17 protein-coding genes and 2 pseudogenes are annotated in these 23,958 nt (G+C 70.8%); 10 read left to right on the top strand and 9 right to left on the bottom strand.

Annotated elements, in window-relative coordinates:
- Window positions 1-94: 94 nt before the first annotated feature.
- Window positions 95-1,366 carry an ABC transporter substrate-binding protein gene (locus ACZ7OH_RS05470; RefSeq protein ID WP_470279739.1) on the top strand — a complete coding sequence of 424 codons (1,272 nt, stop codon included), beginning with the start codon at window positions 95-97 and terminating at the stop codon, window positions 1,364-1,366.
- 274 nt (window positions 1,367-1,640) lie between these two features.
- Complete coding sequence (locus tag ACZ7OH_RS05465; protein ID WP_470279738.1) at window positions 1,641-2,165, top strand: GNAT family N-acetyltransferase; 525 nt, start codon at window positions 1,641-1,643, stop codon at window positions 2,163-2,165.
- 54 nt (window positions 2,166-2,219) lie between these two features.
- On the opposite strand, the gene ACZ7OH_RS05460 is transcribed toward ACZ7OH_RS05465, so the two are convergent.
- The 4 genes from ACZ7OH_RS05460 to ACZ7OH_RS05445 form a co-directional block, all read right to left on the bottom strand.
- The gene (locus ACZ7OH_RS05460; protein WP_470279737.1) at window positions 2,220-4,028 is read right to left on the bottom strand and encodes a glycoside hydrolase family 6 protein; all 1,809 of its coding nucleotides are present in this window, start codon (window positions 4,026-4,028) and stop codon (window positions 2,220-2,222) included.
- Between the two features lie 31 nt (window positions 4,029-4,059).
- The gene (locus ACZ7OH_RS05455; protein WP_470279736.1) at window positions 4,060-5,580 is read right to left on the bottom strand and encodes a cellulase family glycosylhydrolase; all 1,521 of its coding nucleotides are present in this window, start codon (window positions 5,578-5,580) and stop codon (window positions 4,060-4,062) included.
- A gap of 10 nt (window positions 5,581-5,590) precedes the next feature.
- Window positions 5,591-8,518: a glycoside hydrolase family 48 protein gene (locus tag ACZ7OH_RS05450; protein ID WP_470279735.1), complete on the bottom strand. Its 2,928-nt coding sequence runs from the start codon at window positions 8,516-8,518 to the stop codon at window positions 5,591-5,593.
- Window positions 8,519-8,871: 353 nt separating this feature from the next.
- On the bottom strand, window positions 8,872-9,867 hold the full coding sequence (locus ACZ7OH_RS05445) for a LacI family DNA-binding transcriptional regulator (RefSeq protein WP_470280310.1): 996 nt from the start codon (window positions 9,865-9,867) through the stop codon (window positions 8,872-8,874).
- Between the two features lie 250 nt (window positions 9,868-10,117).
- Between ACZ7OH_RS05445 and ACZ7OH_RS05440 the strand changes: the two genes are divergently transcribed.
- The 5 genes and pseudogenes from ACZ7OH_RS05440 to ACZ7OH_RS05420 form a co-directional block, all read left to right on the top strand.
- On the top strand, window positions 10,118-11,416 hold the full coding sequence (locus tag ACZ7OH_RS05440) for an ABC transporter substrate-binding protein (RefSeq protein ID WP_470279734.1): 1,299 nt from the start codon (window positions 10,118-10,120) through the stop codon (window positions 11,414-11,416).
- Window positions 11,417-11,420: 4 nt separating this feature from the next.
- Window positions 11,421-12,410 (top strand): carbohydrate ABC transporter permease, encoded by a 990-nt coding sequence (locus ACZ7OH_RS05435; RefSeq protein ID WP_470279733.1) that lies wholly within the window; start codon window positions 11,421-11,423, stop codon window positions 12,408-12,410.
- Entirely contained in the window at window positions 12,407-13,264 is an 858-nt protein-coding gene (locus ACZ7OH_RS05430) for a carbohydrate ABC transporter permease (RefSeq protein ID WP_470279732.1), read from the top strand. The genes ACZ7OH_RS05435 and ACZ7OH_RS05430 overlap by 4 nt, the downstream gene beginning before the upstream one ends.
- Window positions 13,261-14,673, top strand: coding sequence for a GH1 family beta-glucosidase (locus ACZ7OH_RS05425; RefSeq protein ID WP_470279731.1), 1,413 nt, complete (start codon window positions 13,261-13,263; stop codon window positions 14,671-14,673). The genes ACZ7OH_RS05430 and ACZ7OH_RS05425 overlap by 4 nt, the downstream gene beginning before the upstream one ends.
- A 416-nt stretch (window positions 14,674-15,089) precedes the next feature.
- Window positions 15,090-15,700: pseudogene (locus ACZ7OH_RS05420) on the top strand (transposase); the annotation flags it as partial.
- A 93-nt stretch (window positions 15,701-15,793) separates the two neighbouring features.
- Here the strand turns inward: ACZ7OH_RS05420 and ACZ7OH_RS05415 are convergent.
- Entirely contained in the window at window positions 15,794-16,741 is a 948-nt protein-coding gene (locus ACZ7OH_RS05415) for a cold-shock protein (protein WP_470279730.1), read from the bottom strand.
- 452 nt (window positions 16,742-17,193) lie between these two features.
- Between ACZ7OH_RS05415 and ACZ7OH_RS05410 the strand changes: the two genes are divergently transcribed.
- Together ACZ7OH_RS05410 and ACZ7OH_RS05405 are read left to right on the top strand one after the other, a co-directional pair.
- Window positions 17,194-18,960 (top strand): IlvD/Edd family dehydratase, encoded by a 1,767-nt coding sequence (locus ACZ7OH_RS05410; RefSeq protein ID WP_470279729.1) that lies wholly within the window; start codon window positions 17,194-17,196, stop codon window positions 18,958-18,960.
- Between the two features lie 80 nt (window positions 18,961-19,040).
- Window positions 19,041-19,352, top strand: coding sequence for a DUF3040 domain-containing protein (locus ACZ7OH_RS05405; RefSeq protein WP_470279728.1), 312 nt, complete (start codon window positions 19,041-19,043; stop codon window positions 19,350-19,352).
- On the opposite strand, the gene ACZ7OH_RS05400 is transcribed toward ACZ7OH_RS05405, so the two are convergent.
- On the bottom strand, window positions 19,313-20,476 hold the full coding sequence (locus tag ACZ7OH_RS05400) for an NAD(P)-dependent malic enzyme (protein ID WP_470279727.1): 1,164 nt from the start codon (window positions 20,474-20,476) through the stop codon (window positions 19,313-19,315). The two genes, ACZ7OH_RS05405 and ACZ7OH_RS05400, sit on opposite strands and share 40 nt — an antisense overlap.
- A 104-nt stretch (window positions 20,477-20,580) precedes the next feature.
- Between ACZ7OH_RS05400 and ACZ7OH_RS05395 the strand changes: the two genes are divergently transcribed.
- Window positions 20,581-21,213, top strand: coding sequence for a UdgX family uracil-DNA binding protein (locus tag ACZ7OH_RS05395; RefSeq protein ID WP_470279726.1), 633 nt, complete (start codon window positions 20,581-20,583; stop codon window positions 21,211-21,213).
- On the opposite strand, the gene ligD (ACZ7OH_RS05390) is transcribed toward ACZ7OH_RS05395, so the two are convergent.
- The 3 genes and pseudogenes from ligD (ACZ7OH_RS05390) to ku form a co-directional block, all read right to left on the bottom strand.
- The gene (ligD, locus tag ACZ7OH_RS05390) at window positions 21,206-22,069 is read right to left on the bottom strand and encodes a non-homologous end-joining DNA ligase (protein ID WP_470279725.1); all 864 of its coding nucleotides are present in this window, start codon (window positions 22,067-22,069) and stop codon (window positions 21,206-21,208) included. The genes ACZ7OH_RS05395 and ligD (ACZ7OH_RS05390) overlap by 8 nt on opposite strands.
- A pseudogene (gene ligD, locus ACZ7OH_RS05385) lies at window positions 22,066-23,018 on the bottom strand (non-homologous end-joining DNA ligase). The gene ligD (ACZ7OH_RS05390) and the pseudogene ligD (ACZ7OH_RS05385) overlap by 4 nt, the downstream one beginning before the upstream one ends.
- Window positions 23,015-23,941 (bottom strand): non-homologous end joining protein Ku, encoded by a 927-nt coding sequence (ku, locus tag ACZ7OH_RS05380; protein WP_470279724.1) that lies wholly within the window; start codon window positions 23,939-23,941, stop codon window positions 23,015-23,017. Before ku ends, ligD (ACZ7OH_RS05385) begins: the two are co-directional and overlap by 4 nt.
- Window positions 23,942-23,958 lie beyond the last annotated feature (17 nt).

The following is a 23,958-nucleotide window of genomic DNA, read 5'->3' as shown; positions in this document are numbered from 1 at the left end:
GGACACCCGCCGTCGCGCACCTTGACACCCGCCGCACCCGGAACCGAGACTCCGTCCGGGAGCGCTCCCAATCACGAAGGGGTGAGGAGTGCGCATGAGATCCATCCGAAGACGGCTCGCCGTCGCCGTCGCCGTCGTCCTGCTCGTCTTGGCCGGCGGCTGCGGCCCCGGTACGCCCGAGCGCATCACGCTGACGCTCGCGACGTTCGGCGAGTTCGGCTACGACGACCTGATCCCCGGCTACGAGTTCACCCACCCCGGGATCACCGTCACCCAGGTCCGGACCGAGCAGGGCGGACCGTACCACCAGGACCTGCTGGACAAGCTCCAAAGCGGACAGGGGCTCGCCGACGTCCAGGCCGTCGAGGAGGGCCACCTCGCCGACGTCCTCGCGCAGTCCGGGAAGTTCGCCGACCTCGCCGAGATCGGGCCGCCCGACGTGAAGCCCGGCCGCTGGCTGGAGTGGAAGTACGAAGCCGGGCGCAGCAAGGACGGCAAGCTCGTCGGCTACGGCACGGACATCGGCCCGCTGGCCATGTGCTACCGCAAGGACCTCCTCGAGGCCGCCGGGCTGCCGACCGACCCCGGCTCGGTGAAGACGATGTTCGCGACCTGGGACAGCTACTTCGCGGCCGGCGAACGGTACGTCAAGCGCTCGAAGGGCAAGGCCTGGTTCGACTCCGCGGCGCAGAACTTCAACGCGATGGTCAACCAGCTGCCGGTCGGCTACCTCGACCGCGACGACCACCCGACGCTCGGGACGAACACCGCGCTGCGCGCCGCGTGGGACCAGGTCACGACCGCGGTCAAGCAGGGGCAGTCGGCCGGGCTCACCGCCTTCGCCGACGACGGCAACAACGGCCTGCGCCTGGGCGCCTTCGCGACGAAGGTCTGTCCCGCGTGGATGCTGGGCGTCATCGAGCAGCAGGCGGGGCTCGGCAACGCGGGCAAGTGGGCGATCACCGACGCGTTCCCGGACGGCGGCGGCAACTGGGGCGGCTCCTACCTGACGGTCCCGGCCGCGAGCCCGCACCAGCGGGAGGCCGCGGCGCTGGCCGCCTGGCTGACCGCGCCCGAGCAGCAGCTGCACGCGTTCCGGGTGAGCGGGACCTTCCCCAGCCAGGTGGACGCCTTCACCTCGCCCGACCTGCTCAGCGAGATGAACGGCTACTTCGGCGGCGCGCTGAGCGGGCAGGTCTTCGTCGCCCAGGCGCAGAAGGTCGGGAAGCCGCAGTACAAGGGCCCGGGTGACGGCAAGATCCAGGAGACGGTGGTCGCGCCGGCGCTCAAGTCGGTCGAGCACGGCGCCGACCCGGCCGCGGTCTGGCAGCAGGTGCTGATCGGGGTGCACCGCGTGGTGCCGTGACGGCCGGGCCGGTCCGGAGTGGACGGCCGGGCGGAGCGGATTGCCTGTGCGGAGGGACACCCGGCGAACTCCTGTCGATGGTGTAGCCGCCGCCGGGGGGTCGCTCTGGAGTGGACGGTCCCGGCGCGGGGGTGGCTGTCGGCAAGCTCCGGTCGGTAGTGCGCAAACGCCCGGCCGCGGTGCGCGAGCCGACCGGTAGCGCACGAGCCGGTCGGCGCTGCAGCCCACCCGAAACCCGGTCGCGCGACCCACTCCGCTCCGGCACCCTGGCCGGGTGACGACTCCGGACCTCTCCCCGCTCCTCGGCCACCCCGTCCGCCACCCCGGCCCGGACGACCACCTGCCCGTCCTCGCCGTGCTCGACCGCTGGTGGAGTGGGCTCGGTGGCGACGAGGGCTCCCGCCAGCGGGCGCTGCTGCTGCCGAAGCTGATGTTCCAGCACTTCACCGGCAGCAGCTTCCTGGTGACCGCGGACCGCGGGATCGCCGCGTTCCTGATCGGGTTCCTCTCGCCGTCCCGGCCGGCCGAGAGCTACATCCACTTCGTCGGCGTCGACCCCGCCGAGCGCGGCAAGGGCCTCGGCGCCGCGCTGTACGAACGCTTCTTCGCCTACAGCCGCGCGAACGGCCGGGAGGTCGTCCGCGCCATCACCTCGCCGGTGAACAAGGCGTCGCACGCCTTCCACACCCGGATGGGGTTCGTCACCGAGCCCGGTCCGAAGGAGGTCGACGGACTTCCGGTCCAGCCCGACTACGACGGGCCCGGGCTGGACCGGCTGTCCTTCCGCAAAGACCTCTGATGGAGACCCGGGCCGGACGGCGGCTGCGCGGCACCGCCCGGCCCGAGAGTCTTGCTAGGACACCGGCGGGTACGCGTTTTGGACCAGCTCTTCGAACTGGGCCTCGAACCACTTGCCGGACAGCGGCGAGTTCGGCAGGGCGCCGGTCAGGTTGCCGCCGTTGGCCTGCGAGCTGCCGTGGAAGGTCGGGTCGCACATCTGGTCGAAACCCTTGCCTTCGTCGTTCGGGATCTGCGAGCTCGCGCCGTCGGACTCACCCGGCGGCTTGATCCAGACGTAGGCGTCGAAGTGCGCCGCCGGCGACACCGTCGGCCGCACGCCCAGCCCGGCTCCGCTCTGGTTGCACCAGTTGCCGCGGTGCAGCCGCCGGTCGATGCGGCCGGAGTTGACGTAGCTGTCCACAGTGGACCCTGACGCGCCGGTCGGCCGGGCCGCGCCGCCCCAGCCGTTGCGCGAGGTGTCGACCAGCATGCCGATCCCGCTCGGCAGGCCCGCGGCGACGAACGCGTTGTACATCGCCGTCGCGAACGGAACCTCCGCGAAGTACGGGTTCCACTGGTAGAACGTCGCCGACTTGAGCTGCTGCCCGCCGACGGTCAGGTTCGGGTCCGGCAGGTTCGGCTCGGTCAGCGGGGTGTAGTTCGCCGTGTCGCTGATGAAGCCGTCGATGCTGTTCACCCCCGCCGTCGTGCCCTGCAGCACCTGCTTGACCAGGTTGACGAACGGGCCGAAGTTGCTGTCCCAGCCCAGCCACGCCGAGTGCGCGATGTCCAGGTAGTTGTAGACGTTGGAGATCGCGTGCAGCTTGTTCAGCGCGTACTGGATGCCCTGGGTGTAGGCCCCGGTGGACTGCGCTTCGGCGCACTTGGCCGTCGCGGTGTTGGTGATCAGGTTGGGCAGCGAGTCGGGTTCGACGACCGCCACGACCCGCAGCGGCGCGTACTTCGCGTCGGACAGGATCGAGGCGATCGGGTCGATGTACTCGCTCTTGTAGCGGGCCAGGCCGTTCGAGCCGGCCTGCAGCTCGCCGTTGGACGCCAGCGCCGCGCAGTCGCGGTTGGGCAGGTCGTAGACGACGATCTGGATCGTCACCGGCGTCCCGCCGCTCACCTGGGCCAGCGCCGCGTCGAGGTGACCGCGCAGGCCGCGGGCGCTCGACGTGCCGTCGATCGCGGCGATCCGGTCGAGCCAGACGGCCGTGGACGTGTTCGCCACCTTGGCCATCTGGGCGCCGAGCGTGCCGCCCTTGGCCGCGGCCGCGGTGGACACCTCCGACGACCAGTCCGGGTTCACGTACCCCTTCGCGCCGGCGTACGGGTTGTCCACGTGCGTCCCCGGCGGGGGCGTCGTGGTCGGGCCCGTCGGGGTCGTGGGCGTGGTCGGCGTGGTCGGCGTGGTCGGGGTCGTCGGCGTGGTGGACGGGCCGCCCGTGCTTCCGTCGCAGACGACGCCGTTCAGCGTGAACGACGCGGGGACGGCGTTCGTCCCGGAGTACGAGCCGTTGAAGCCGAAGCTGGCCGTCGCGTTCGACCCGAGCGCGCCGCCCCACGACGGGTTCTTCGCGCTCACGTGCTTGCCGGACTGGCTGAACGTGGCGCTCCAGCCCTGCTTCACCTGCTGGTTGCCGGCGAAGTCCCACTGGACGTCCCAGCTCGAGACGGCGTCGCCGAGGTTGGTCACCGCGATGTTCGCGGTGAACCCGGTGTCCCACTGGTTGACGGTGTAGGTGACCTTGCAGCCCGTGGCGGCGGTCGCCGGGCTGCCGCCGGCCACCAGGAGCCCCGAGACGACGGCCGCGGCCGTCAGCGAGGACGCCACGGCGAGCCGTGACTTCCTCCTCGGGGACCAGAATTCACTCTTCATCGAGTGTGCTCCTTCGTGTTCGGTGGGTGGGTCAGGTGGTGCAGGCGGTCGCGCCGACGGCGAAGCCGCCGGGAGTGCCGGTCGAGGCGCCGGTCGCCTGGAAGCCGATCGACGTCGAGGCGCCGCCGGCGAGGTCGGGCGCCCACGACGGCGCCTTGGCGCTCGCCTGCTGCCCGGTCTGGGTGACGGTCGCGCCCCAGCCGCCGGTGATCTGCACCCCGGACGGCACGGTCCAGCCGAGCGCCCAGGTCTTCAGCGGCGAGGTGCCGGTGTTCTTGAGCGTCACCGAGGCGACGAACCCGCCCTGCCACGTGTTGTCGACGTGGTAGGTGACCGCGCAGCTCACCGCGGGCGGCGGGTCGGTCGTCCCGCCACCGGAGCCCACCGGCGGGATCAGGTAGGGCTGCAGGATCGACTGCTTGGCCTGGTTGACCGTCGTCCAGTCGTCGTTGAGGATGCCGCCGGTGTCGCCGGAGTTGGGGTTCCACGACCAGTACGTGAAGCTCATCCCGGTCGCGCCGGTGCCGGCGTACTTCATCAGCTCCTGCAGCCAGGTCTTGTCGCGCGGGTCGGCGAGGGTGGTGCCGAACTCCCCGAGCAGCACCGGCGCGATGTTCTGCTTCTGCAGGTAGCCGAAGAAGTGGTCCCACAGCGCGGGCAGGTTCGCCGGGAACGACGGGTCGGAGAACCACGGCTGGGCGAACACCGACGTCGCGTACTCGTGCGCCGAGTACACCAGCTTGTCCGGTTTGGACAGTCGCACCGGGAACTGCCGCGCGCCGGAGAGGTTGCCGCCCCACCAGCCGCACTGCGGGTCGCCGGTGCCGCTGACGCAGTCGACGCCCTCGACGATGACCAGCCAGTCGGGGTTGGCCGCGAGGACGGCGTTGCCGCCGCGTTCGGCGGCCAGCCGCCAGTCGGTCGCGGTGTCGCCGCAGCCCCAGCACGCGCCGCCGCCACCCTGGATCGAGTGGGGCTCGTTGTGCAGGTCGGCACCGATCACCGTCGGGTTGCCCTTGTAGTGCTGGGCGAGCATCGTCCAGTCCGACAGCCACCGGCTCTCGGGGTAGGCGCTGGTGTACCAGAGCGGGGACTGCGCACCGGAGTCCGGCCGGTGCTGGTCGAGGATCACGCGCATGCCCTTGGTCCCGGCGTAGGCGATGATCTTGTCGAGCACCTGCAGGCCGGAAAGCCCCTGCAGGTCCGGGTTCTGGACGGCGTCGATGCTGTTCGGCTTGACGCCGGGGTCGAAGAGCTGGTTGGAGTACGGCAGCCGCAGCGTGTTGTAGCCGAGGCCCGCCATCTGGTCGAGCATGTCCTTGTAGTTGCGGCTCCACAGGCCGTGCGGCGAGTAGTTGCCGGTCTCGGCGCCGAACCAGTTCACGCCGGTCATCCGGACCGGCGCGCCGGTGGCGTCGACGAGCTGGGAACCGGACGCGTGCCAGTACCCGGTGCCGGTTCCCGAAGCAGCGGGGGCCGCGGTGGCCGGGGACGCCGTGAGAACGGCGCCCCCGACCAGTGCGGCGACCGCCAGTGCGAGCAGTCGCTTCATCGAGTGCCTTTCAGCCGAACAGGGCGACGTGCGCGGCGAACGCCGTGGCGATCTCCGACTGCGCCCAGAACCGGTGGTAGGTGAACGTCGGCGCGGCGCCACCGTCCAGGTAGGACTGGACCTTCGGCCACTGCGGGTCGCTCTTGTAGAACGACCGGATGGACAGGAACGTCGAGCTCGAGTTGATCGCGTCGCCGTTCGGCATGGTGCCGCTCCAGCCGTTGGGCACGTACAGCCCCTGGTCGGTGGTGGCGTTGTAGGTGTCGTCGAAGCGGTTGTAGTCCGACCGCGTCTCCGGCACCGCGATGCCCTTGCTGTCCGCGTTCGCCGACAGCGCCGTCAAGAGCTGCTCGCCGACCGTCTTGGCCTGGGCGTTGCTCGACCCGGACGCGTAGTACAGCAGCGTCTTGGCCAGCGAGGCCGCGACCCCGACGTCCTGGCTGTAGTTCTTCACCGCGACGTGCAGGCCGGTGTTCGAGCCCGGGCTGGTGGCGTTCCAGGTGTCCGGCGCGCCGCTCCAGGTCAGGTCGGACGGGATCTGGAAGCTCCCGCCGGCCCCGACCGTGGTGTTCGCGATCGCCCAGGGCACCCACTTGTCGAGGATCTTCTTGGCGCGGGCGTCGCCGGTCGCCTGGTAGTACTCGGCGATCCGTTCCATGCCCCAGGTCTGGAAGCCGAACCACTGGTTGCTCGGCGGGTCGTGCCAGACCGGCTGCTGGTCGTAGAACATCCCGTAGAACGTCGGTGTCCCGGACGGCGGGGTGCCGTACTGGCCGTCCCAGCTGTTGGTCGCGCCGCCGGCGAGGCCGCCTTCGGACGACTGGAGCCACTGCAGGAACTCCATCTGCCGGCTGAGGCTGTTCGCCCAGTCGGTCGCGCCGGTGGCCGAGGTGACCTTCAGGCCCGGGTCGGTCGACAGCGCGTACGCCGCGAGGGGGTTCTGGTAGCCCTGGTGGGCCGCGCCGTCCCCGATCCGCCACGCCCAGGCGCTGGACGAGTCCATCGAGCCGCCCCACGCGTAGTACCACGAGATGAGGTAGTGCTCGCTGTCCTTGCCGGTGCCCGCGGCGCAGCTCGACGCGCCGACGCAGTTGCCGATCTTCTTGAAGTACTTGTCGAACAGGGAGTACCGCAGGTAGTCGCCCATCTTCGACGCCTTCTTGACGACGGCCGCGACGTCGGCGCTCTTGCCCTGCGCGCCGGCCCACTTCTCGGCCTGGAAGGCCACCTGCACGGCGCGGGCGTCCGCGTCGGGCGCGTCGGTGTACTTCCACTGCTTCGCGTACGACGAGTCGCCGGTGAACAGGTCGAGGTAGCCGTTCTTGCCGCCGAACTTCAGGAGGTCGCAACTGGGCTGGGTGACCGTCTCCCAGACCGACTCCTGCGAGCCGCGCTGGAAGGTGTTGATGAACGCCGGCGCGGTGTTCGTGCCGTCCTCGCAGTGGCCGAACTTGTAGATGTTGTCCACGTCGAGTAGCCAGTGCATGCCGTAGACGTCCGCCGAGCCGTAAGCCGCCTTCAGCTCCGCCGCGATCGGGTCGGCCCCGACCGGAACGCCGGACTGCAGCTGCGACGGGTACTGCTTCGGACTCGGGTACTCGGCCGCGTAGGTCGCCGGCTTGCTCGCGTTGTAGCCGGAGTTTCCGGGCTGGTCGGCCGCCGACGGGATCGCGTACGTCTCGATCGACGTCCAGGCCTGGTTGAACGGGGCCCAGTCACCGGTGATCCGCCCGTAGGACGCTTCCAGCCACAGGTAGTAGCTGAACGCCTCCGACGTCGTCTCGTGGCCGTGGTCCGGGGCCTCGACGATCAGCGTCTCGATCGAGTGGTAGGGCACCAGGATGTTCCCGAACTTGCGGAAGTAGCCGTTGTTCGGGTCCTTGATCTTGTTGTACTGCGTCAGGAACGCGAGCTGGTAGTCCGATGTGGACGACGAGATCTCGTTGACCGTCACGGTCGCGGCGGTGTAGCCGCCGCTGCTCGCGGTGAAGGTCGCGCTGCCCAGGTCTCCCCCGTTGTCGGCGCTCTTCACCGTGATGTTCTGCGGGGTGTTCCAGTTCGTCGTCGAGAAGGTGAGGCTCGTGGGACTGGCGGTGAGGTCGGTGCTCCCCGCGGTCCTCGCCACGTCGACGGTCACCGGGGCGGTCGGCGCCCCGGCGAGGCTGACGGCGAACGTCGTCGTACCGCCCTGCTTGACCTGCGCCGTCGCCGGCGAGGCGACGATCGTCGGGCCGGCCAGCACCTTGACGCTGACCGGGGCCGACGTCGTCGAGGCGTTCTTGTTGTCGTAGGCCTTGGCCGTGATCGAGTACGTCCCGGCCGGGACGTTGCCCCAGTTGCCCTCGAACGGCGCGGCCGTGTCGGTGGCCAGCAGCGTGTCGCCGGCGTAGAACTCGACCTTGCTGATCGTGCCGTCGCTGTCGGCCGCCGTCGCGGCGAGCGGGATCGTCGCCGGGGCGTAGTACGTCCCGCTGGACGTGGGCGAGGTCAGGGTGACCGTCGGGGCCTTGTTGGCGCCGGTGCAGGCGCTGCCGTTGACGGAGAAGTCGGTCGGTGGGCGATTGGCGGAGCCCTTGGAGCCGTTGAAGCCGAACGACGTGCTCGCGCCGGTGTCGAGGTGGCCGTTGTAGGAGAGGTTCGTGGCGGTGACCGCGGCGCCGGACTGGGCGAAGGTGGCGCTCCAGCCCTGCTGGACCTTCTGGCCGTCGAGGAAGGTCCAGCCGACCTTCCAGCTGTCGAGCGGCGCGCCGTCGTTGCGCAGCGAGACGTTGGCGGTGAACCCGGTGTCCCAGTCGTTGGTGGTGTAGGTGACGGAGCAGGCGATGTCCGCGCCGAGCGCGGGCGGTGGGGCGACCAGCGCGGCGGCGACCGCGACCGTGGCCGAGGCCAGGGCCAGGGTGCGGCCGCGCAACCGGCGCATTCGGGGAGAGGAACGCATGGCTGCGGAACTCCTTTGTCCGTAGGGAGCCAGCGATCTGGGAGCGCTTCCAGGCGCAGACGGTAGCCAGCCGGAAACCTGGATGTAAAGAATCGAGTCAGAAGGACACCGCGGCCGCGAACGTCACATCGGCGCACCCGGCGCACGAGCGCTCGCTGAACGCTCCTGAACAGCCGCCGCCGATCGTCGGCCATTCACTCGAACGGCCCAGCGAAATGGTCACGCGCAGTGCCGGGGAAACACCGTTTAGCGCCGAACGCGTAGATCTGAACGGGGAGCGCTCCCGGCCATCGGCACCCGGGAACACACCGGCCCTCCGAGCACGCGTGCTCGGAGGGCCGGCGGGACGGAGATCAGCTCGAGGCGCGGACCGCCAGCGAGACCGGCAGGATGTGCTGCCGCGGCTTCAGGCTCTGGTCGTCGAGCAGCTGCATCAGCGTCTCGACCATCGCGTGGACCTGCTCGCGCGGGTCCTGGTGGACCGACGTCAGCGGCGGGTCCATCGCCGGGGCCAGGGTGGCGTTGTCGTCGAAGCTGACCACCGCGACGTCCTCGGGGATGCGGCGGCCCGCCGAGTCCAGCGTCCGCAAGGCGCCCACCGCCATCATGTCGCTGGCGACGAACACCGCGTCGAGGTCGGGGTGCCGGTTCAGCAGCGCCGACATCGCGTTCGCGCCACCCGACAGCGTGAAGTCGGCTTCTTCGGCCAGGTCGGCGGGGTCGAGCCCGGCGTCGAGCAGGGTCTTGCGCCAGCCGGCGAGCCGGTCGATCGGGGCGCTCTGGTCCTGCGGGCCGGAGATCGTGGCGATCCGCCGCCGCCCGGCCGCGACCAGGTGCTCGACCGCCAGCCGGGCGCCGCCCTCGTTGTCGAAGTCGACGACGTGCACCCCGCGCCGGATGCCGGCCGCCTGGCCGCCGAACACCACCGGGATGCGCAGCAGCCGCAGCGCCTTGGGCAGCGGGTCGGCGCGGTGCGGCGCGAACACGAGCGCGCCGTCGACGTGGCCGCCTTCGAGGAAGCGGACCGTCCGGCTCAGGTCCTCGCGGATGTCGCTGAAGATGAGCACCATCTGGCGGCCGACGTCGGCGAGCTCCCGGTAGCCGGCCCGCATGACGGCGGCGCGGTACGGGTCGTCGAGCAGCCGCGACTCCGGCTCCGACAGCACCACCGCAACGGCCCCGGTGCGGCGCGTGACCAGCGACCGAGCCGCCTGGTTCGGGGAGTAGCCCAGGTCGCGGGCCGCGGCGAGGACCTTCTCGCGCGCCGCCGCGCTGACGTACGCGTCGTCGTTCAACGCCCGCGACGCCGTCGACCGCGACACGCCGGCGAACGCCGCGACGTCCTCCAGCGTCGGCCGTTCTTCATCCCCTGCTCGAGGCCCCACGGCACCGCCCTCAATCACCCGCTACCACCCTGACCGCCTCAGCTTAACGTTCACGCCCTCGCACGTCCGGGAGCGCTCCTCGCAGGAAACACTCCGGTTACGACCCCTTGACACCGGTGAAGGCCCCCAGCAGACTCTGCGACACCTGGGAGCGCTCCCAGTCGGGCTCCCAGCAGTGAGAGCGCTCATTCCCGTCAACAAGGTGGTTGAACACGTGAGAACGATCCGGAACGGCCTGGTCCTCGCACTGGGCATCACGATGACGGCGCTCGGCGCCACGGCCTGCGGCAGCGGCGGTGACCAAACCCCGCCGGCGGCCGCCCCCAACGAGCACGTGGACCTGACGCTGGCGACGTTCACCGAGTTCGGCTACGAGGCACTCATCCCGGAGTACGAGCGGCTGCACCCGAACATCAAGATCACCCACCGCAAGACCGGCCAGGGCGGGCCCTACCACCAGGACCTCATCACCAAGCTGGCCGCGGGCTCCGGCCTCGCCGACGTCACCGCGGTAGAAGAGGGCCACCTGTCCGACGTCCTCGACAAGGGCTCGAAGTTCAACGACCTGAGCAAGATCGGCCCCGCCGACGCCTCCCCCGACCGCTGGCTGAGCTGGAAGTACGACGCCGCGAAGACCAAGGACGGCAAGGTCATCGGCTACGGGACCGACATCGGCCCGCTGGCGATGTGCTACCGCAAGGACATGTTCGCCGCGGCCGGGCTGCCGACCGACCCCGAGGCCGTCAAGCCGCTGTTCGCCACCTGGGACAGCTACTTCCAGGCCGGCGCCGACTACGCCGCCAAGACCAAGAAGGCCTGGTTCGACTCGGCCTCGCAGAACTTCAACGCCATGGTCAACCAGCTCCCCCAGGGCTACATCGGCAGCGACGACAAGCTCGCCGTCGAAAACAACCAGGGCATCAAGGACGCCTGGACCAAGGTCACCGACGCCGTCGCCAAGGGCGAGTCGGCCAAGCTCACCGCGTTCAGCAACGAGTGGAACACCGGCTTCAAGCAGGGCGCGTTCGCCACGAAGGTGTGCCCGGCCTGGATGCTCGGCGTGATCAAGGAGCAGGCCGGCCCGGAGAACGCGAACAAGTGGGCGGTCACCGCGGCCTTCCCCGGCGGCGGCGGCAACTGGGGCGGCTCGTACCTGACCGTGCCGACGCAGTCGAAGCACCCGAAGGAGGCCGCCGAGCTCGCGGCCTGGCTGACCGCGCCGGAGCAGCAGATCAAGGCGTTCCAGGCCAAGGGCACGTTCCCGAGCCAGGTCAAGGCGCTGACCGACCCCGCCCTGCTGAGCCAGACCGACGCCTACTTCGGCGGCGCGAAGGTCGGCGAGCTGTTCGCCGAGCAGGCCAAGAAGGTCCAGAAGCCGCAGTACAAGGGCCCCGGTGACGGCCAGATCCAGGAGAACGCCGCCAGCCCGGCACTGCAGGCGGTCGAACAGGGCAAGTCGGCGGCGGACGGCTGGCAGCAACTGGTCGACTCGGCGAAGAAGATCACCCGCTGACCTCATGACCGTCCTCGACAAAGTCGCGCCGGAAGGGAGCAAGGCCGGGGAGCGAACGTCTCCCCGGCCCACCTTCCGGCACAAGCTGAGCCGGTGGGACGTCAAGGTATCGCCGTACCTCTACGTCGCGCCGTTCTTCATCGTGTTCGGCATCGTCGGGCTCTTCCCGCTGCTGTACACCGCGTACGTCTCGCTGTTCAAGTGGAAGGCCGGGTCCGACGACCCCGACTTCATCGGCCTCGACAACTACAAGGACCTCTTCGCGGACACCCAGTTCTGGAACGCGCTGACCAACACGGTCAGCATCTTCCTGCTCTCCAGCGTCCCGCAGATCATCATGGCGGTCATGCTGGCGGCGCTGCTCGGTGCCCGCCTGCGCGGCGCGACGGGCTGGCGCGTCGGCATCCTGCTGCCCTACGCGGCCAGCCTCGTGGCGATCGGCATCATCTTCGCCAACCTGTTCGGCCCCAAGTACGGGTTGATCAACGGGGTGCTGCAGACGATCGGGCTGGACCCGGTCGACTGGCAGGCCAGTCGCTTCGGCAGCCACGTCGCCATCGCGATCATGGTGAACTGGCGCTGGACGGGCTACAACGCCCTGATCGTGCTGGCGGCCATGCAGGCCATCCCGAAGGAGCTGCACGAGGCGGCGCTGATCGACGGCGCGGGCATGTGGCGCCGCTTCTGGAACGTCACCCTGCCGCTGCTGAAGCCGACCCTGATCTTCGTCATCATCACCTCGACGATCGGCGGCCTGCAGATCTTCACCGAGCCGAAGCTGTTCGACGCCCTGCCCGGGTCGAACAACGGCGGTTCCACCAACCAGTTCCAGACCGTGACGCTGTACCTGTACCAGTCGGCGTTCGAGAACTACAACCTCGGCTACGCCTCGGCGATCGCCTGGGTCCTGTTCGTGATCATCGTGCTCATCGCGCTGGTGAACTTCTTCCTCACCAGCCGGCTGGCGCGCACCCCGGCGGTGAAGAAGAAATGACAACTGTCCAGAGTGGACTCCGCAGGTCCGTCGCCACGCTCGGCAAGCCGCGCAAGGCGACGTACGTCGTGCTGGCGATCTTCGTCGTCGGTTCGCTGTTCCCGTTCTACTGGTCGTTCCTGGTGGCCAGCCGCGACAACGGGATGCTCACCGAGCGCATCCCGCCGTTCCTGCCCGGCGGCAACTTCTTCGCCAACGCCGCCCGGGTGTTCGACTCCGTGCCGTTCTGGAAGGCGCTGGCCAACAGCGTCATCGTGTCCGGCACGGTCACGCTGACGACGGTGCTGTTCTCGTCCCTGGCCGGGTTCGCCTTCGCGAAACTGCGGTTCAAGGGCCGCAACGGGCTGTTCGTGTTCATCGTCGTGACGCTCGCGGTGCCCACGCAGCTGGGCATCATCCCGCTGTTCATCGCGATGTCGGAGCTGGGCTGGGCCGGTCACCTCCAGGCGGTGATCGTGCCCAACCTGGTCACCGCGTTCGGCGTGTTCTGGATGCGGCAGTACACAGTGGACGCGCTGCCGTACGAGCTGATCGAGGCCGCGCGCGTCGACGGCTGCAGCATGATCCGGATCTTCTGGAACGTCTGCCTGCCCGCGGTCCGGCCGGCCGCGGCGATCCTGGCGATGTTCACGTTCATGATGTCGTGGAACGACTTCCTGTGGCCGCTGGTGGTCCTGGACGCGGGCAACCCGACCGTCCAGGTCGCGCTGGAGAAGCTGCAGAGCGGCTACTACGTCGACTATTCGCTGGTGCTGGCCGGTACGACCCTGGCCACCATCCCGATCCTCATCGTCTTCGTCCTCCTCGGCCGCCAGATCGTGGCCGGGATCATGCAAGGTGCCGTGAAAGGGTGAACATGTCCGTACATCCCGACAGCGTTCGGGCGGAGACAGCGCTGATGTTCCCGCCCGGCTTCGTCTGGGGCGCCGCCACCGCGGCGTTCCAGGTGGAAGGGGCCACCACGGCCGACGGTCGCACCGACTCGGTCTGGGACGTCTTCGCGCGCCGTCCGGGTGCGGTCGTGGGCGGCGACACCGGCGACCCGGCGGCCGACCACTACCGCCGGTACGGCGAAGACGTCGGCCTGATGCGCCAGCTCGGGCTCGGCGCGTACCGCTTCTCGCTGGCCTGGCCCCGCGTCCGCCCGGACGGCGGCGCGCCGAACGCCGCCGGGCTCGCGTTCTACGACCGGCTGGTCGACTGCCTCCTGGAGGCCGGGATCCAGCCGTGGGCGACGCTCTACCACTGGGACCTCCCCCAGACGCTCGAGGAGAAGGGCGGCTGGACTTCGCGTGACACGGCGTACCGGTTCGCCGAGTACACCGAGACCGTGCTGGCCCGGCTCGGCGACCGCGTCGCCAGCTGGTCGACGCTGAACGAGCCGTGGTGCGCGGCGATGCTCGGCTACGCGGGCGGCATCCACGCGCCCGGCCGCACCGACCACCCGGCCGCCGTCGCCGCCACGCACCACCTGCTGCTGGGCCACGGGCTGGCGATGGACATCATCCGGCGGCACGCGCCGGGCACGCCGGCGGGGATCACGCTCAACCTGTACCCGGTCGCCCCGCACGACCCGGCGAACGTCAGCGACGTCGCCGCCGCCCGGCGCATCGACGGCCTGCAGAACCGGCTGTTCCTCGACCCGGTCCTGCGCGGCGGCTACCCGGACGACCTGGTCGCCGACCTGGCCCCGTTCGGGCTCGGCGACGTGGTCCGGGACGAGGACGCCGCGGTCATCGCCGCGCACATCGACTGGCTGGGCGTGAACTACTACCGCGACTACCGCGTGGCGGGCCGCCCGGTGCCGGGCAGCGAGCCGGCGGGCCCCGAGTGGGTCGGCGCGGGTGACGTCCACTTCGTCCCCGACCCGGCGGCCCCACGCACGGACTCGGGCTGGGAGGTCCAGCCGGCCGGCCTGACGGAGTCGTTGCTGCAGGTCCACCGCGGCTACCGGAGCGTGCCGCTGTACATCACGGAGAACGGCGCGGCGTACCCGGACGTGCTGGCCGACGGCGGCGAGATCGTGGACACCGACCGCGTGGCGTTCCTCGACTCCCACCTGCGGGCAGCGCACGAGGCACTGGCGGCGGGGGTGGATCTGCGCGGGTACTTCTACTGGTCGCTGCTGGACAACTTCGAGTGGGCCGAGGGGTACGCGAAGAGGTTCGGCCTGGTCCACGTGGACTACAAGACGCAGCGCCGGACGCCGAAGCAGAGCGCGCACTGGTACTCCCGGGTGATCGGCCTGAACGGCCTCGGCTGACCCGCACCGCGGTGGCGGCCACCGGCGCGGCCGGCCGCCACCGCCCGCCGAGGGGTGCGGCCGGGCCCGAGGGATCCGGGCCCGGCCGCCGCACCTTACGCCGCGCCCGCGCCGCCCACGCCAGCGGCAGACGCAAGGGGAACGAGAGAACTGGCACGAACGAGAACCCAGACTCCCCCGCACCCCGATCCGAAGCCAGAACACGGCCGGCAGCGCCGGGTCAAGGCATCTTTCCCGCCTTGACGCGGTGTTGCCGGCCGTAGTCACAATGACAGCTTCGGGGTGCCGGAAGGGCTTTACGGTCCGCGACCGTCACCGCACACGACCCGAGCCCCGCTCCACTTGGACCTGGTCTCAAAACTTAAGGGTGTGTCACTGCGTAACCTGCCGGTCCTGGTCGTCGATCGTGGGCAGTCGTGGCGAAGACGACGCAGCAGCGGCGGGTCGAAGACCGGCTCCGGGAGCTGATCGAACCCCTGATCCCGTCCCGACCAGCGCCGCGCGGTCCGGGCGGGCGGCCCCGGATCGATGACCGTGCCGCGCTAGAGGGGATCTTGTTCGTGCTCGACACCGGCTGCCGCTGGCGAGACCTACCCGAGCAGCTCGGATGCGGTTCCGGGCACACCGCGAGGCGGCGGTTACGTGAGTGGCAGGACGCCGGCGTGCGGGACCGGCTGCACCAGCTCGTGCTCGATGAGCTGTCCGACATCGACGAGCTCGACTGGACCAGAGGCTGCATCGACGCGGTGTCGGTGCGGTCGAAAAGGGGGCGAGCTGACCGGCCGCAAACACCTACGACAGCAAGCTGTTCGAGCCGCTGCTGGACACGAACCCGACCGTGCGCGGCCACCACGGCCGGGCGGCCCGGCCTCGATGCCGACCGGACAAGCTGCACGCCGACAAGGGCTACGACTACCGCCGCTACCTGACCCGCCGCGGAATCAAGGGCCGTATCGCCCGGCGCGGGACTGAGGGCAAGTCCCGCCTCGGCCGGGTCCCGTCACCACGAGAGAGATCGATCTCCTGGAGGAGGCTGCAGCCGCGTTGCTGACGGCACCATCGACCGGGATGAACGAGCACTCTCGTCGGGAAGTGATCAGCCGTCGGTGGGGCCGCCTCTTCAGAGGCGTTCGATGCGGTCGGCCTGCGGGCCCCGGTCGCTCTGACGCACCGCGTACCGGACCCGGTCACCCTTCTGCAGCGGCTCCGACCCCATGATCACGGACGCGTGGGCGAAGAGATCGTCGCCGCCTGCGTCCGGGGTGATGAAGCCGAAGCCGCGGTCGGCGTCGTAGCGCGCGACGACGCCCTCGCCGCCTCGAACGGGCACGTCCCGCGCCGCCGGCCCTGCGGCCGCGGCAGGTGCCGACCGCTGCGGCGCCGTCTGGGGCTCGGCGCCCCGGACCAGGTGCACGTCGCGGGCCTGCGGGCCCTTGTCTCCACTGGCCACCTCGTAGGCGACGCGGTCGCCCTCCGCGAGCCACGTCAGCCCCTCGGCCAGGGCCCGGGCGTGAACGAAGACGTCCCCTGCGCCGGAGTCGGGGTTGATGAAGCCGAAGCCCTTGTCCTCGTCGTACCAGGCCACCGTGCCGTCGGCACCGTCCGCGATACCGGCCGCAGCGGGTGAGCCGGCCCCTGCTCCCAGCGGGATCACGTGCCCGGCCTGCGGGCCGCGCTCGCCTTCGACGATCAGGAAGGCCACCCGCTGCCCCTCGGTGACCACGCCGCCGGTCACGATGGCGGAGCTGTGCACGAAGATGTCGGCGCCGCCGCCGTCCGGCGACGCGAAGCCGTACCCCTTGCCCGGCTCGTACCAGTTGACGGTGCCGAGCAGGCCCACGGCGCTGCCGGTGGCCGCATCGGCGGTGACGCGAACGCGCAGCGCCTGGGGCCCGCGGTCGTTCTCGCCGACCTCGAACACGACGGCCTGACCCTCGCGGAGCACTTTCCCGCCGCCGTCCCCGACGATCTCGGAGGCGTGCACGAACACGTCCGGCGAGCCGTCCTCGGGCGCGAGGAAGCCGAAACCCCGTTCGGCGTCGAACCAACGGACGGTCCCTTGCGGCATCAACGGCTCCAGGTCGAGAGGGCGGGCACTGGCCCCCAGTCTCTCTGACAGACCTCGCGGTCCGTCGGCCGGGCCCACAGGCGGGCGGTGCGGAGCCAGGGGCGGGCCGTTGGTTCACCTAGTGACACGCCGAGTTTTGAGACCAGGTCTCAGCCCGAACGCGCCTGCCCCGGCCCCACCGCGCCGCCCCCTGCTGCGCCCATTCAGGGCGTCGGGGGACCTGAATGAGTCATTCAGGACGCTCGGGCGGCCGGGGCGAGCGCGCGGCCGGGGGCGCGGTGAGGCAGGAGCCAGGGCGCGCCCGGGAGGCGCGGGTGAAGCAGGAGCCAGGGCGCGCCCGGAAGGCGCGGTGAGGCAGGGGGGCCGCGGTGAGGCAGGGGCGAGGACTCATCCAAGACCTTCCCCACCCCGAAGGCGTGCATCCGGCCGCCCACGTTGCCAAACTGGCCGGTATGGGACTGCGCAGCGAAGCTTGGTTCAACAACCCCGCCGACCCCGGGATGACCGCCCTCTACCTCGAGCGGTACATGAACTGGGGCCTGACCCGCGAAGAGCTGCAGTCGGGGAAGCCGATCATCGGCATCGCGCAGACCGGCTCCGACCTGTCCCCCTGCAACCGGCACCACCTGCAGCTCGCCGACCGCACCCGGGAGGGCATCCGGGAGGCCGGCGGCATCGCCATCGAGTTCCCGGTCCACCCCATCCAGGAAACCGGCAAGCGTCCGACCGCCGCCCTGGATCGGAACCTCGCCTACCTCGGGCTCGTCGAGACCCTCTACGGCTACCCCATCGACGGCGTCGTCCTCACCACCGGCTGCGACAAGACCACCCCCGCCTGCCTGATGGCCGCCGCGACCGTGGACCTCCCCGCCATCGTGCTGTCCGGCGGCCCCATGCTCAACGGCTGGCACAAGGGCGAGCGCACCGGGTCCGGGACCATCGTCTGGAAGGCGCGCGAACTGCTCGCCGCCGGGGAGATCGACGACGCCGGGTTCATGGAGCTCGTCGCCTCCTCCGCGCCTTCGCCCGGCCACTGCAACACCATGGGCACCGCCTCGACCATGAACGCGCTCGCCGAGGCGCTCGGGATGAGCCTGCCCGGCTGCGCCGCCATCCCGGCGCCGCACCGCGACCGCGCGCGGATGGCCTACCTGACCGGGCGACGGATCGTCGAGATGGTGCGCGAAGACCTCAAGCCGTCGGACATCCTGACGCGCGAAGCCTTCGAGAACGCCATCGTCGTCAGCTCGGCGATCGGCGGCTCGACCAACGCGCCGATCCACATCGGCGCGATCGCCCGGCACGTCGGCATCGACCTGCCCCTCGAGGACTGGCAGCGGCTGGGCTACGCCGTCCCGCTGCTCGTCGACCTCCAGCCGGCCGGGAAGTACCTCGGCGAGGAGTTCCACCGCGCGGGCGGCGTCCCCGCCGTCGTGCACGAGCTGATGCGCCACGACCTCATCCACGAAGGCGCCCGCACGGTCAACGGCCGCACGCTCGGCGACAACTGCCGCGACGCCGAGGCCGGGGACCGCGACGTCATCCGCACGTTCGGCACCGCCCTCACCGAAGACGCCGGGTTCCTGGTCCTCAAGGGCAACCTCTTCGACGCGGCCATCATGAAGTCCAGCGTGATCTCGCCGGAGTTCCGGCGCCGCTACCTGGCCGGCGGCGTCTACGAGGGCACCGCCGTCGTGTTCGACGGCCCCGAGGACTACCACGCCCGCATCGACGACCCGGACCTCGGCGTCGACGAGCACTCGCTGCTCGTCATGCGCGGCACCGGCCCGCTCGGCTACCCCGGCTCCGCGGAGGTGGTCAACATGCGGCCGCCGGCGGAGCTGATCAAGCGGGGCGTCCACGAGCTGCCGTGCCTCGGCGACGGCCGCCAGTCGGGCACGTCCGGGTCGCCCTCGATCCTCAACGCCTCCCCCGAAGCCGCCGCGGGCGGCGGGCTCGGGGTGCTGCGGACCGGCGACCGGGTGCGGATCGACCTCGCCGCCGGGACCGCCGACGTCCTGATCCCGGACGAAGAGCTGGCACTCCGGCACAAGGAGCTGGCCGAAGCGGGCGGATACCCGGTCCCGGACGCGCAGACGCCGTGGCAGGAGATCCAGCGCTCGATGGTCGACCAGCTGTGCGACGGCATGGTGCTCCGCCCGGCCGTGGCCTACCAGCGGATCGCCAAGACGAAAGGCATCCCCCGCGACAACCACTAGCGCCGATTTCACGAGAAAGCGCTGCTTGGGAGGCGCGAGGAGGGGGTACCTCTGCGGTAGCCGAAGGCGAGGAGGCCACCATGCTGCCGGACCGAGAGCGTCACGCTCTGCGCGAGATCGAAGCGGAGCTGCAGGCGAGCGACCCCGCGTTCGCCGCCGCCTTCACCGGCCGCACCCTGCGCGAGGCGAAACGCTGGAACCTGCTGCTCGTGCTGTGCGACATCACCGCGGTGGTCATGCTCGTCGTCGGCCTGTTCGCCCGCGACGCCGCGCTCGTGCTCTGGGGCACGGTCGGCGCCGGTGCGCTGGTGGCGTGGCACATCGCCCGCACCGAGGCGGCCCCGAAGTCCGCTCAGGACGGGACGCCGGCGGCCGGGTCCACGGTGGACTGATCGGCCGCCTTCGCCGCGCCGGCCACCGCCTCCGCCAGAGCCGGCACCAGCGCCTCGTCGAACACACTCGGCACGATGTGCCCCGCGTCCAGGTCGTCGCCGACCACGTCCGCCAGTGCGTGCGCCGCCGCCAGCAGCATCTCGGGAGTCACCTTCGGCGCCCCCGAGTCGAGCAGGCCGCGGAACATCCCCGGGAACGCCAGCACGTTGTTGATCTGGTTGGGGAAGTCGCTGCGGCCCGTCGCCACGATCTCCGCGTGGTCGCCCGCCGCTTCCGGATCGACCTCCGGCTCGGGGTTGGCCAGCGCGAAGACGATCGGGCGGTCGGCCATCGCGGCGAGGTCGCCGGGGTCGAGCAGGCCGCCCGCGCTGACGCCGATGAACACGTCCGCGTCGCGCAGCGCGTCCTGGACGCTCCCGGTGACGCGGCCGGCGTTGGTGTGCTCGGCCAGCCAGTGCTTCTCCCCCATGAGGTCCCGGTCCGGGTGGAGCACGCCTTCGCTGTCGCAGACGACGATGCCGTCGGCCCGGTAGCCCGCGCGCAGCAGCAGCCGGGCGATCGCGCTGCCCGCCGCGCCCGCTCCAGCGATGACGACCGACGTGCCCTCGGGCTCGCGGCCGGTCAGCTTCAGCGCGTTGTGCAGCGCGCCGAGCACGACGACGGCCGTCCCGTGCTGGTCGTCGTGGAACACCGGGATGTCGAGCTCGTCGTGCAGCCGCCGCTCGACGGTGAAGCACCGCGGCGCGGCGATGTCCTCGAGGTTGATCGCGCCGAACGACGTCGCCAGGTCCTTCACGGTGCGGACGAGGTCGTCGGGTTCGCGGCTCACCGGGCAGATCGGCCACGCGTCGACGTCGGCGAACCGCTTGAGCAGCGCCGCCTTGCCCTCCATCACGGGCAGCGCGGCGGCCGGGCCCCGGTCGCCGAGCCCGAGCAGGGCGGACCCGTCGGACACGATGGCGACCGAGTTGCCCTTGACCGTCTCGCGGGCGAGGACCGACGGATCGTCACCGACCCGCTTCGCCTGGTCCGCGACGCCCGGTGTGTAGTGCTCGGCCAGGTCCTCGGCGGTGTCCAGGGCGACGCGGGTCGCGACTTCGACTTTTCCTCGGCTGCGTGACATACCCGCGGGGTACCCGGGCCACCCGGGAAGGAATCACCGTCGCGCACGGTGTCCGGCTCCCGGGCGGGGGTTTACCCGGGCGCCGCGGGGGAAATTCCCGGCACATGCCGGACACCCGCGGAGCCGAGCCGCCGGACACCACCGATCTCGACCGGTTGCGGTCGGCGGCGGCCGGCTGCCGAGGTTGCTCGCTGTACCAGGACGCCACCCAGACCGTGTTCGGCGAAGGCACGAAGCAGGCGAAGGTCCTGGTCGTCGGCGAACAGCCGGGCGACAAGGAGGATCTCGCGGGCGAGCCGTTCGTCGGGCCGGCCGGGAAGCTCCTCGACCGCGCCTTCGAAGAGGCCGGTTTCGACCGGAAGGCCCTGTACGTCACCAATGCCGTCAAGCACTTCAAGTTCAAGCGCGACGAACGTGGAAAACGCCGCATCCACCAGAAGCCCGGCCGCACCGAGGTGTTCGCCTGCCGGCCGTGGCTGCTGGCGGAGCTGCGCGCGGTTCGTCCGGAGCTGGTGCTGCTGCTGGGCGCGACGGCCGCGCAGTCGCTGCTGGGCACCGAGTTCAAGCTGACGGCCCACCGCGGCGAAGCGGTCGAAGCGCCCGAGGACGTGGCCGAGCTGGTCCCCGCCGCGATCGCGACCGTGCACCCGTCGGCGGTCCTGCGGGCGCCCGACCGCGACGAGGCCTACGCGGCGTTCGTCGACGACCTCAAGGCCGCGAGCAAGCTGCTCAAGTGAGCTGCTTCAGCGCCGCTTCGGCCGACGCCGCGTGCGCGTCCAGGTCCCGCCACGGGTCCTCCTTGCGCGCCAAGCGCTGCTTCTCCTTCGCCAGGCTCCACCCGGCCGGCTCCGCCTTGCCCAGCTCGCGCCAGTCCAGCGGGGTCGCCGCGGCGGCGCCCGGGCGAGCGCGCAGCGAGTACGGCGCGACGAACGTCTGCGCGTAACCGTTGCGGTTGGCGTCCAGGAAGATCCGGTCGCCGCGTTTGTCCTTGCGCTGGGCCGTCGTCAGGCGGTCCGGGTCGTCCGCGGCGACGCGGTCCGCCAGCGCCCGCGACAGCTCGAGGACGGTCTCGGTGTCGGTTTTGGCGTCCAGCGGCGCGAGCACGTGGAAGCCGCGGCCGCCCGTCGCCTGGACGAACGGCGTCAGCCCCGCCCGCTCGTAGTGGTCGCGGATCCGCCGCGCGACCGCGCGCAGCTCGGCGACCGGCGTGCCGTCCGGCGGGTCGAGGTCGAGCACCAGCCGGTCCGGCCGCTCCGGCGCGTCCACGGTGGACAGCCAGACGTGGAACTCCAGCGTGCCCTGCCCGGCCAGGTACTCCAGCGTTTCCGCGTCCTCGCAGACGACGTAGTCGTCCGTGCCGCCGCCCCGCCGGGGGACGCTTTCGACGCGGATCGAGTCCGGGAAGTGCTCCCCCGGGTGCTTCTGGAACCAGCCCTGGCCCTCGATGCCGTCGGGGTAGCGCCGCAGCGTCAGCGGGCGGCCGCGCAGGTGCGGCACCATGACGTCGGCGACCGCGCGGTAGTACTCGACGACGTCACCCTTCGTCAGCCCGTCGCCGGGGTAGTACACCTTGTCCGGGTGGGAAATCTTCATCCGCGCTCCCGCACGACGTCCGCCGCTTTCTTGTCCTCGCGCAGCCCGGCGAACCGCGGGTGCCGCAGCCGCCCGTCGCGCGTCCACTCCGAGAAGCCGATCTGCGCGACGAGGTCCGGCCGGACCCAGTGCGCGCCCTTTTCCTTCACCGTCCCGGCGAACGGCGACCGCGTAGTCTCATGCTCCCGCAGCCGCGCGTGCAGGGACGCCAGGAGCCGCTCGTCGAACCCGGTGCCGACCTTGCCGGCGTACTTCAGGCCGCCGTCCTCGTGGTAGCCGAGCAGCAGGGCGCCGAAGCCGTGGCGGGTGCCCTGCGGGTCGGTGAAACCGCCGATGACGAACTCCTGCCCTTGGGCGCACTTGAACTTCAGCCAGTCGGGGGTCCGTCCGTGGTGGTACGGCGCCTCCGCCCGCTTCGCGATGACGCCCTCCCAGCCGCGCCGGCAGGCTTCCGCGTAAAACTTCTCACCTTCGGTGTTGCGGTGGGCCGAGAGCCGCAGGGGATCCTGGAAGTCGAACGCGTCGCGCAGCAACGCCTTCCGCTGCCGCAGGGGCAGCCCGGTCGTGTCCTGGTCGTCGTAGTACAGCAGGTCGAACAGTAGTAGTGGACGCGCACGCCGGTGGCCCGCGCCCGGTCCGGATCGGTGAGGTGGATCCGCGGCTGCAGCGCGGCGAAGCTGGTGTTCGCGCCGTCGAACGCCACGATCTCGCCGTCCGCCACGAACCGCGGCCCGCCCTGCGCCGCCAGCGCCTCGACGAGCTCGGGGTAGGCGTTGTCCATGACCTTGTGGTTGCGCGAGTAGAGCGTCGGGGTGCCCGAGTCGCGCACGCAGATCGCCCGGACGCCGTCGAGCTTGCGCTCGTAGATCCAGTCCTCGTCGGAGAACCGGCGGTCGGTGAGCGTGGCCAGCGCCGGTTCGCGCCAGCCGGGTCCCGTCCCTCCGGTCACGAGGCCTTCAGCGCCTTCTCCAGCTCGGCGCGCGTCATCTTCGAGCGGCCCTTCACGCCCTGCTCGCGGGCCAGCTTGTCCAGGTCGGACTTGGACAGCTCCGCGAGGTCCGGCTCCTTCTTCTTCGCCGTCTTCTTGCCGCCACCCTTGCGGTTCTTCACGCTGCGCGACAGCGCCTCGAACAGGTCGACGACGTCGGCCGAAGGCTCCGGCTCCTCTTCGTGGGCGATCTCCTTGCCCTGCTTCTTGGCCTTGACGAGCTCCTCGACGCGCTCGGAGTACTCGTCGCGGTAGTCCTCGGGCTTCCACGGCGCGGTCATCTCGTCGACGAGCGCGAGCGCCATGTCGAGCTCCTTGGGCCGCGGCTTGGGCAGGCTGGGCAGCCCGCCCAGCACGTCCTTCGGCTTCCGCAGGTCGGCGACGAAGTGCAGGGTGTTGAGCACCATGACGTCCTCGCCGGCGCGGATCGCCGAGAGGTACTCCTTGCCGCGCAGCACGAACTTCGCGATCCCGGCCTTCTCGCTGCGGTCCATCGCCTGCAGCAGCAGGCCGTACGCCTTCGCGAAGTCCTCCTTCGCCGGCTTCAGCCAGTACGTGCGGTCGTAGAACCACGGGTCGATCTCGTCGAGTCCGACGAACTGCTCGATGTCGATCCGCCGCGACCGCTCGGGGGCGATCTCGTCCAGCTCGTCGGGCTCCACCAGCACGTGGTCGCCGCCGCCGAGGTCGTAGCCCTTGACGATCTCGTCCTGGGTGACCTCGTCACCGGTCCGCTCGTTGACCCGCCGGTTGCGGATCCGGTCCGACGTCCCCCGTTCGAACTGGTGGAAGTGGATCGTGTGGTCCGCCACCGCGGGGTACAGCTCCACCGGGACGGTGACCAGCCCCAGGCTCAGGGCACCGCTCCACACCGGTCTGGCCATGTCGACCTCCTCACCGG

The organism is Amycolatopsis sp. NPDC114478, assembly GCF_055633805.1.
Note: the sequence above shows the minus strand (reverse complement) of the source record. Positions and strands in the feature narration are given on the sequence as shown.

Coding starts and splice junctions, on each gene's coding strand:
- ACZ7OH_RS05430 (WP_470279732.1), top strand. CDS start 12,407: ATGACAACTGTCCAGAGTGGACTCCGCAGGTCCGTCGCCACGCTCGGC.
- ACZ7OH_RS05405 (WP_470279728.1), top strand. CDS start 19,041: ATGCTGCCGGACCGAGAGCGTCACGCTCTGCGCGAGATCGAAGCGGAG.
- ACZ7OH_RS05400 (WP_470279727.1), bottom strand. CDS start 20,476: ATGTCACGCAGCCGAGGAAAAGTCGAAGTCGCGACCCGCGTCGCCCTG.
- ACZ7OH_RS05435 (WP_470279733.1), top strand. CDS start 11,421: ATGACCGTCCTCGACAAAGTCGCGCCGGAAGGGAGCAAGGCCGGGGAG.
- ACZ7OH_RS05455 (WP_470279736.1), bottom strand. CDS start 5,580: ATGAAGCGACTGCTCGCACTGGCGGTCGCCGCACTGGTCGGGGGCGCC.
- ACZ7OH_RS05415 (WP_470279730.1), bottom strand. CDS start 16,741: ATGCCGCAAGGGACCGTCCGTTGGTTCGACGCCGAACGGGGTTTCGGC.
- ACZ7OH_RS05395 (WP_470279726.1), top strand. CDS start 20,581: ATGCCGGACACCCGCGGAGCCGAGCCGCCGGACACCACCGATCTCGAC.
- ACZ7OH_RS05470 (WP_470279739.1), top strand. CDS start 95: ATGAGATCCATCCGAAGACGGCTCGCCGTCGCCGTCGCCGTCGTCCTG.
- ligD (WP_470279725.1), bottom strand. CDS start 22,069: ATGAAGATTTCCCACCCGGACAAGGTGTACTACCCCGGCGACGGGCTG.
- ku (WP_470279724.1), bottom strand. CDS start 23,941: ATGGCCAGACCGGTGTGGAGCGGTGCCCTGAGCCTGGGGCTGGTCACC.
- ACZ7OH_RS05460 (WP_470279737.1), bottom strand. CDS start 4,028: ATGAAGAGTGAATTCTGGTCCCCGAGGAGGAAGTCACGGCTCGCCGTG.
- ACZ7OH_RS05450 (WP_470279735.1), bottom strand. CDS start 8,518: ATGCGTTCCTCTCCCCGAATGCGCCGGTTGCGCGGCCGCACCCTGGCC.
- ACZ7OH_RS05410 (WP_470279729.1), top strand. CDS start 17,194: ATGGGACTGCGCAGCGAAGCTTGGTTCAACAACCCCGCCGACCCCGGG.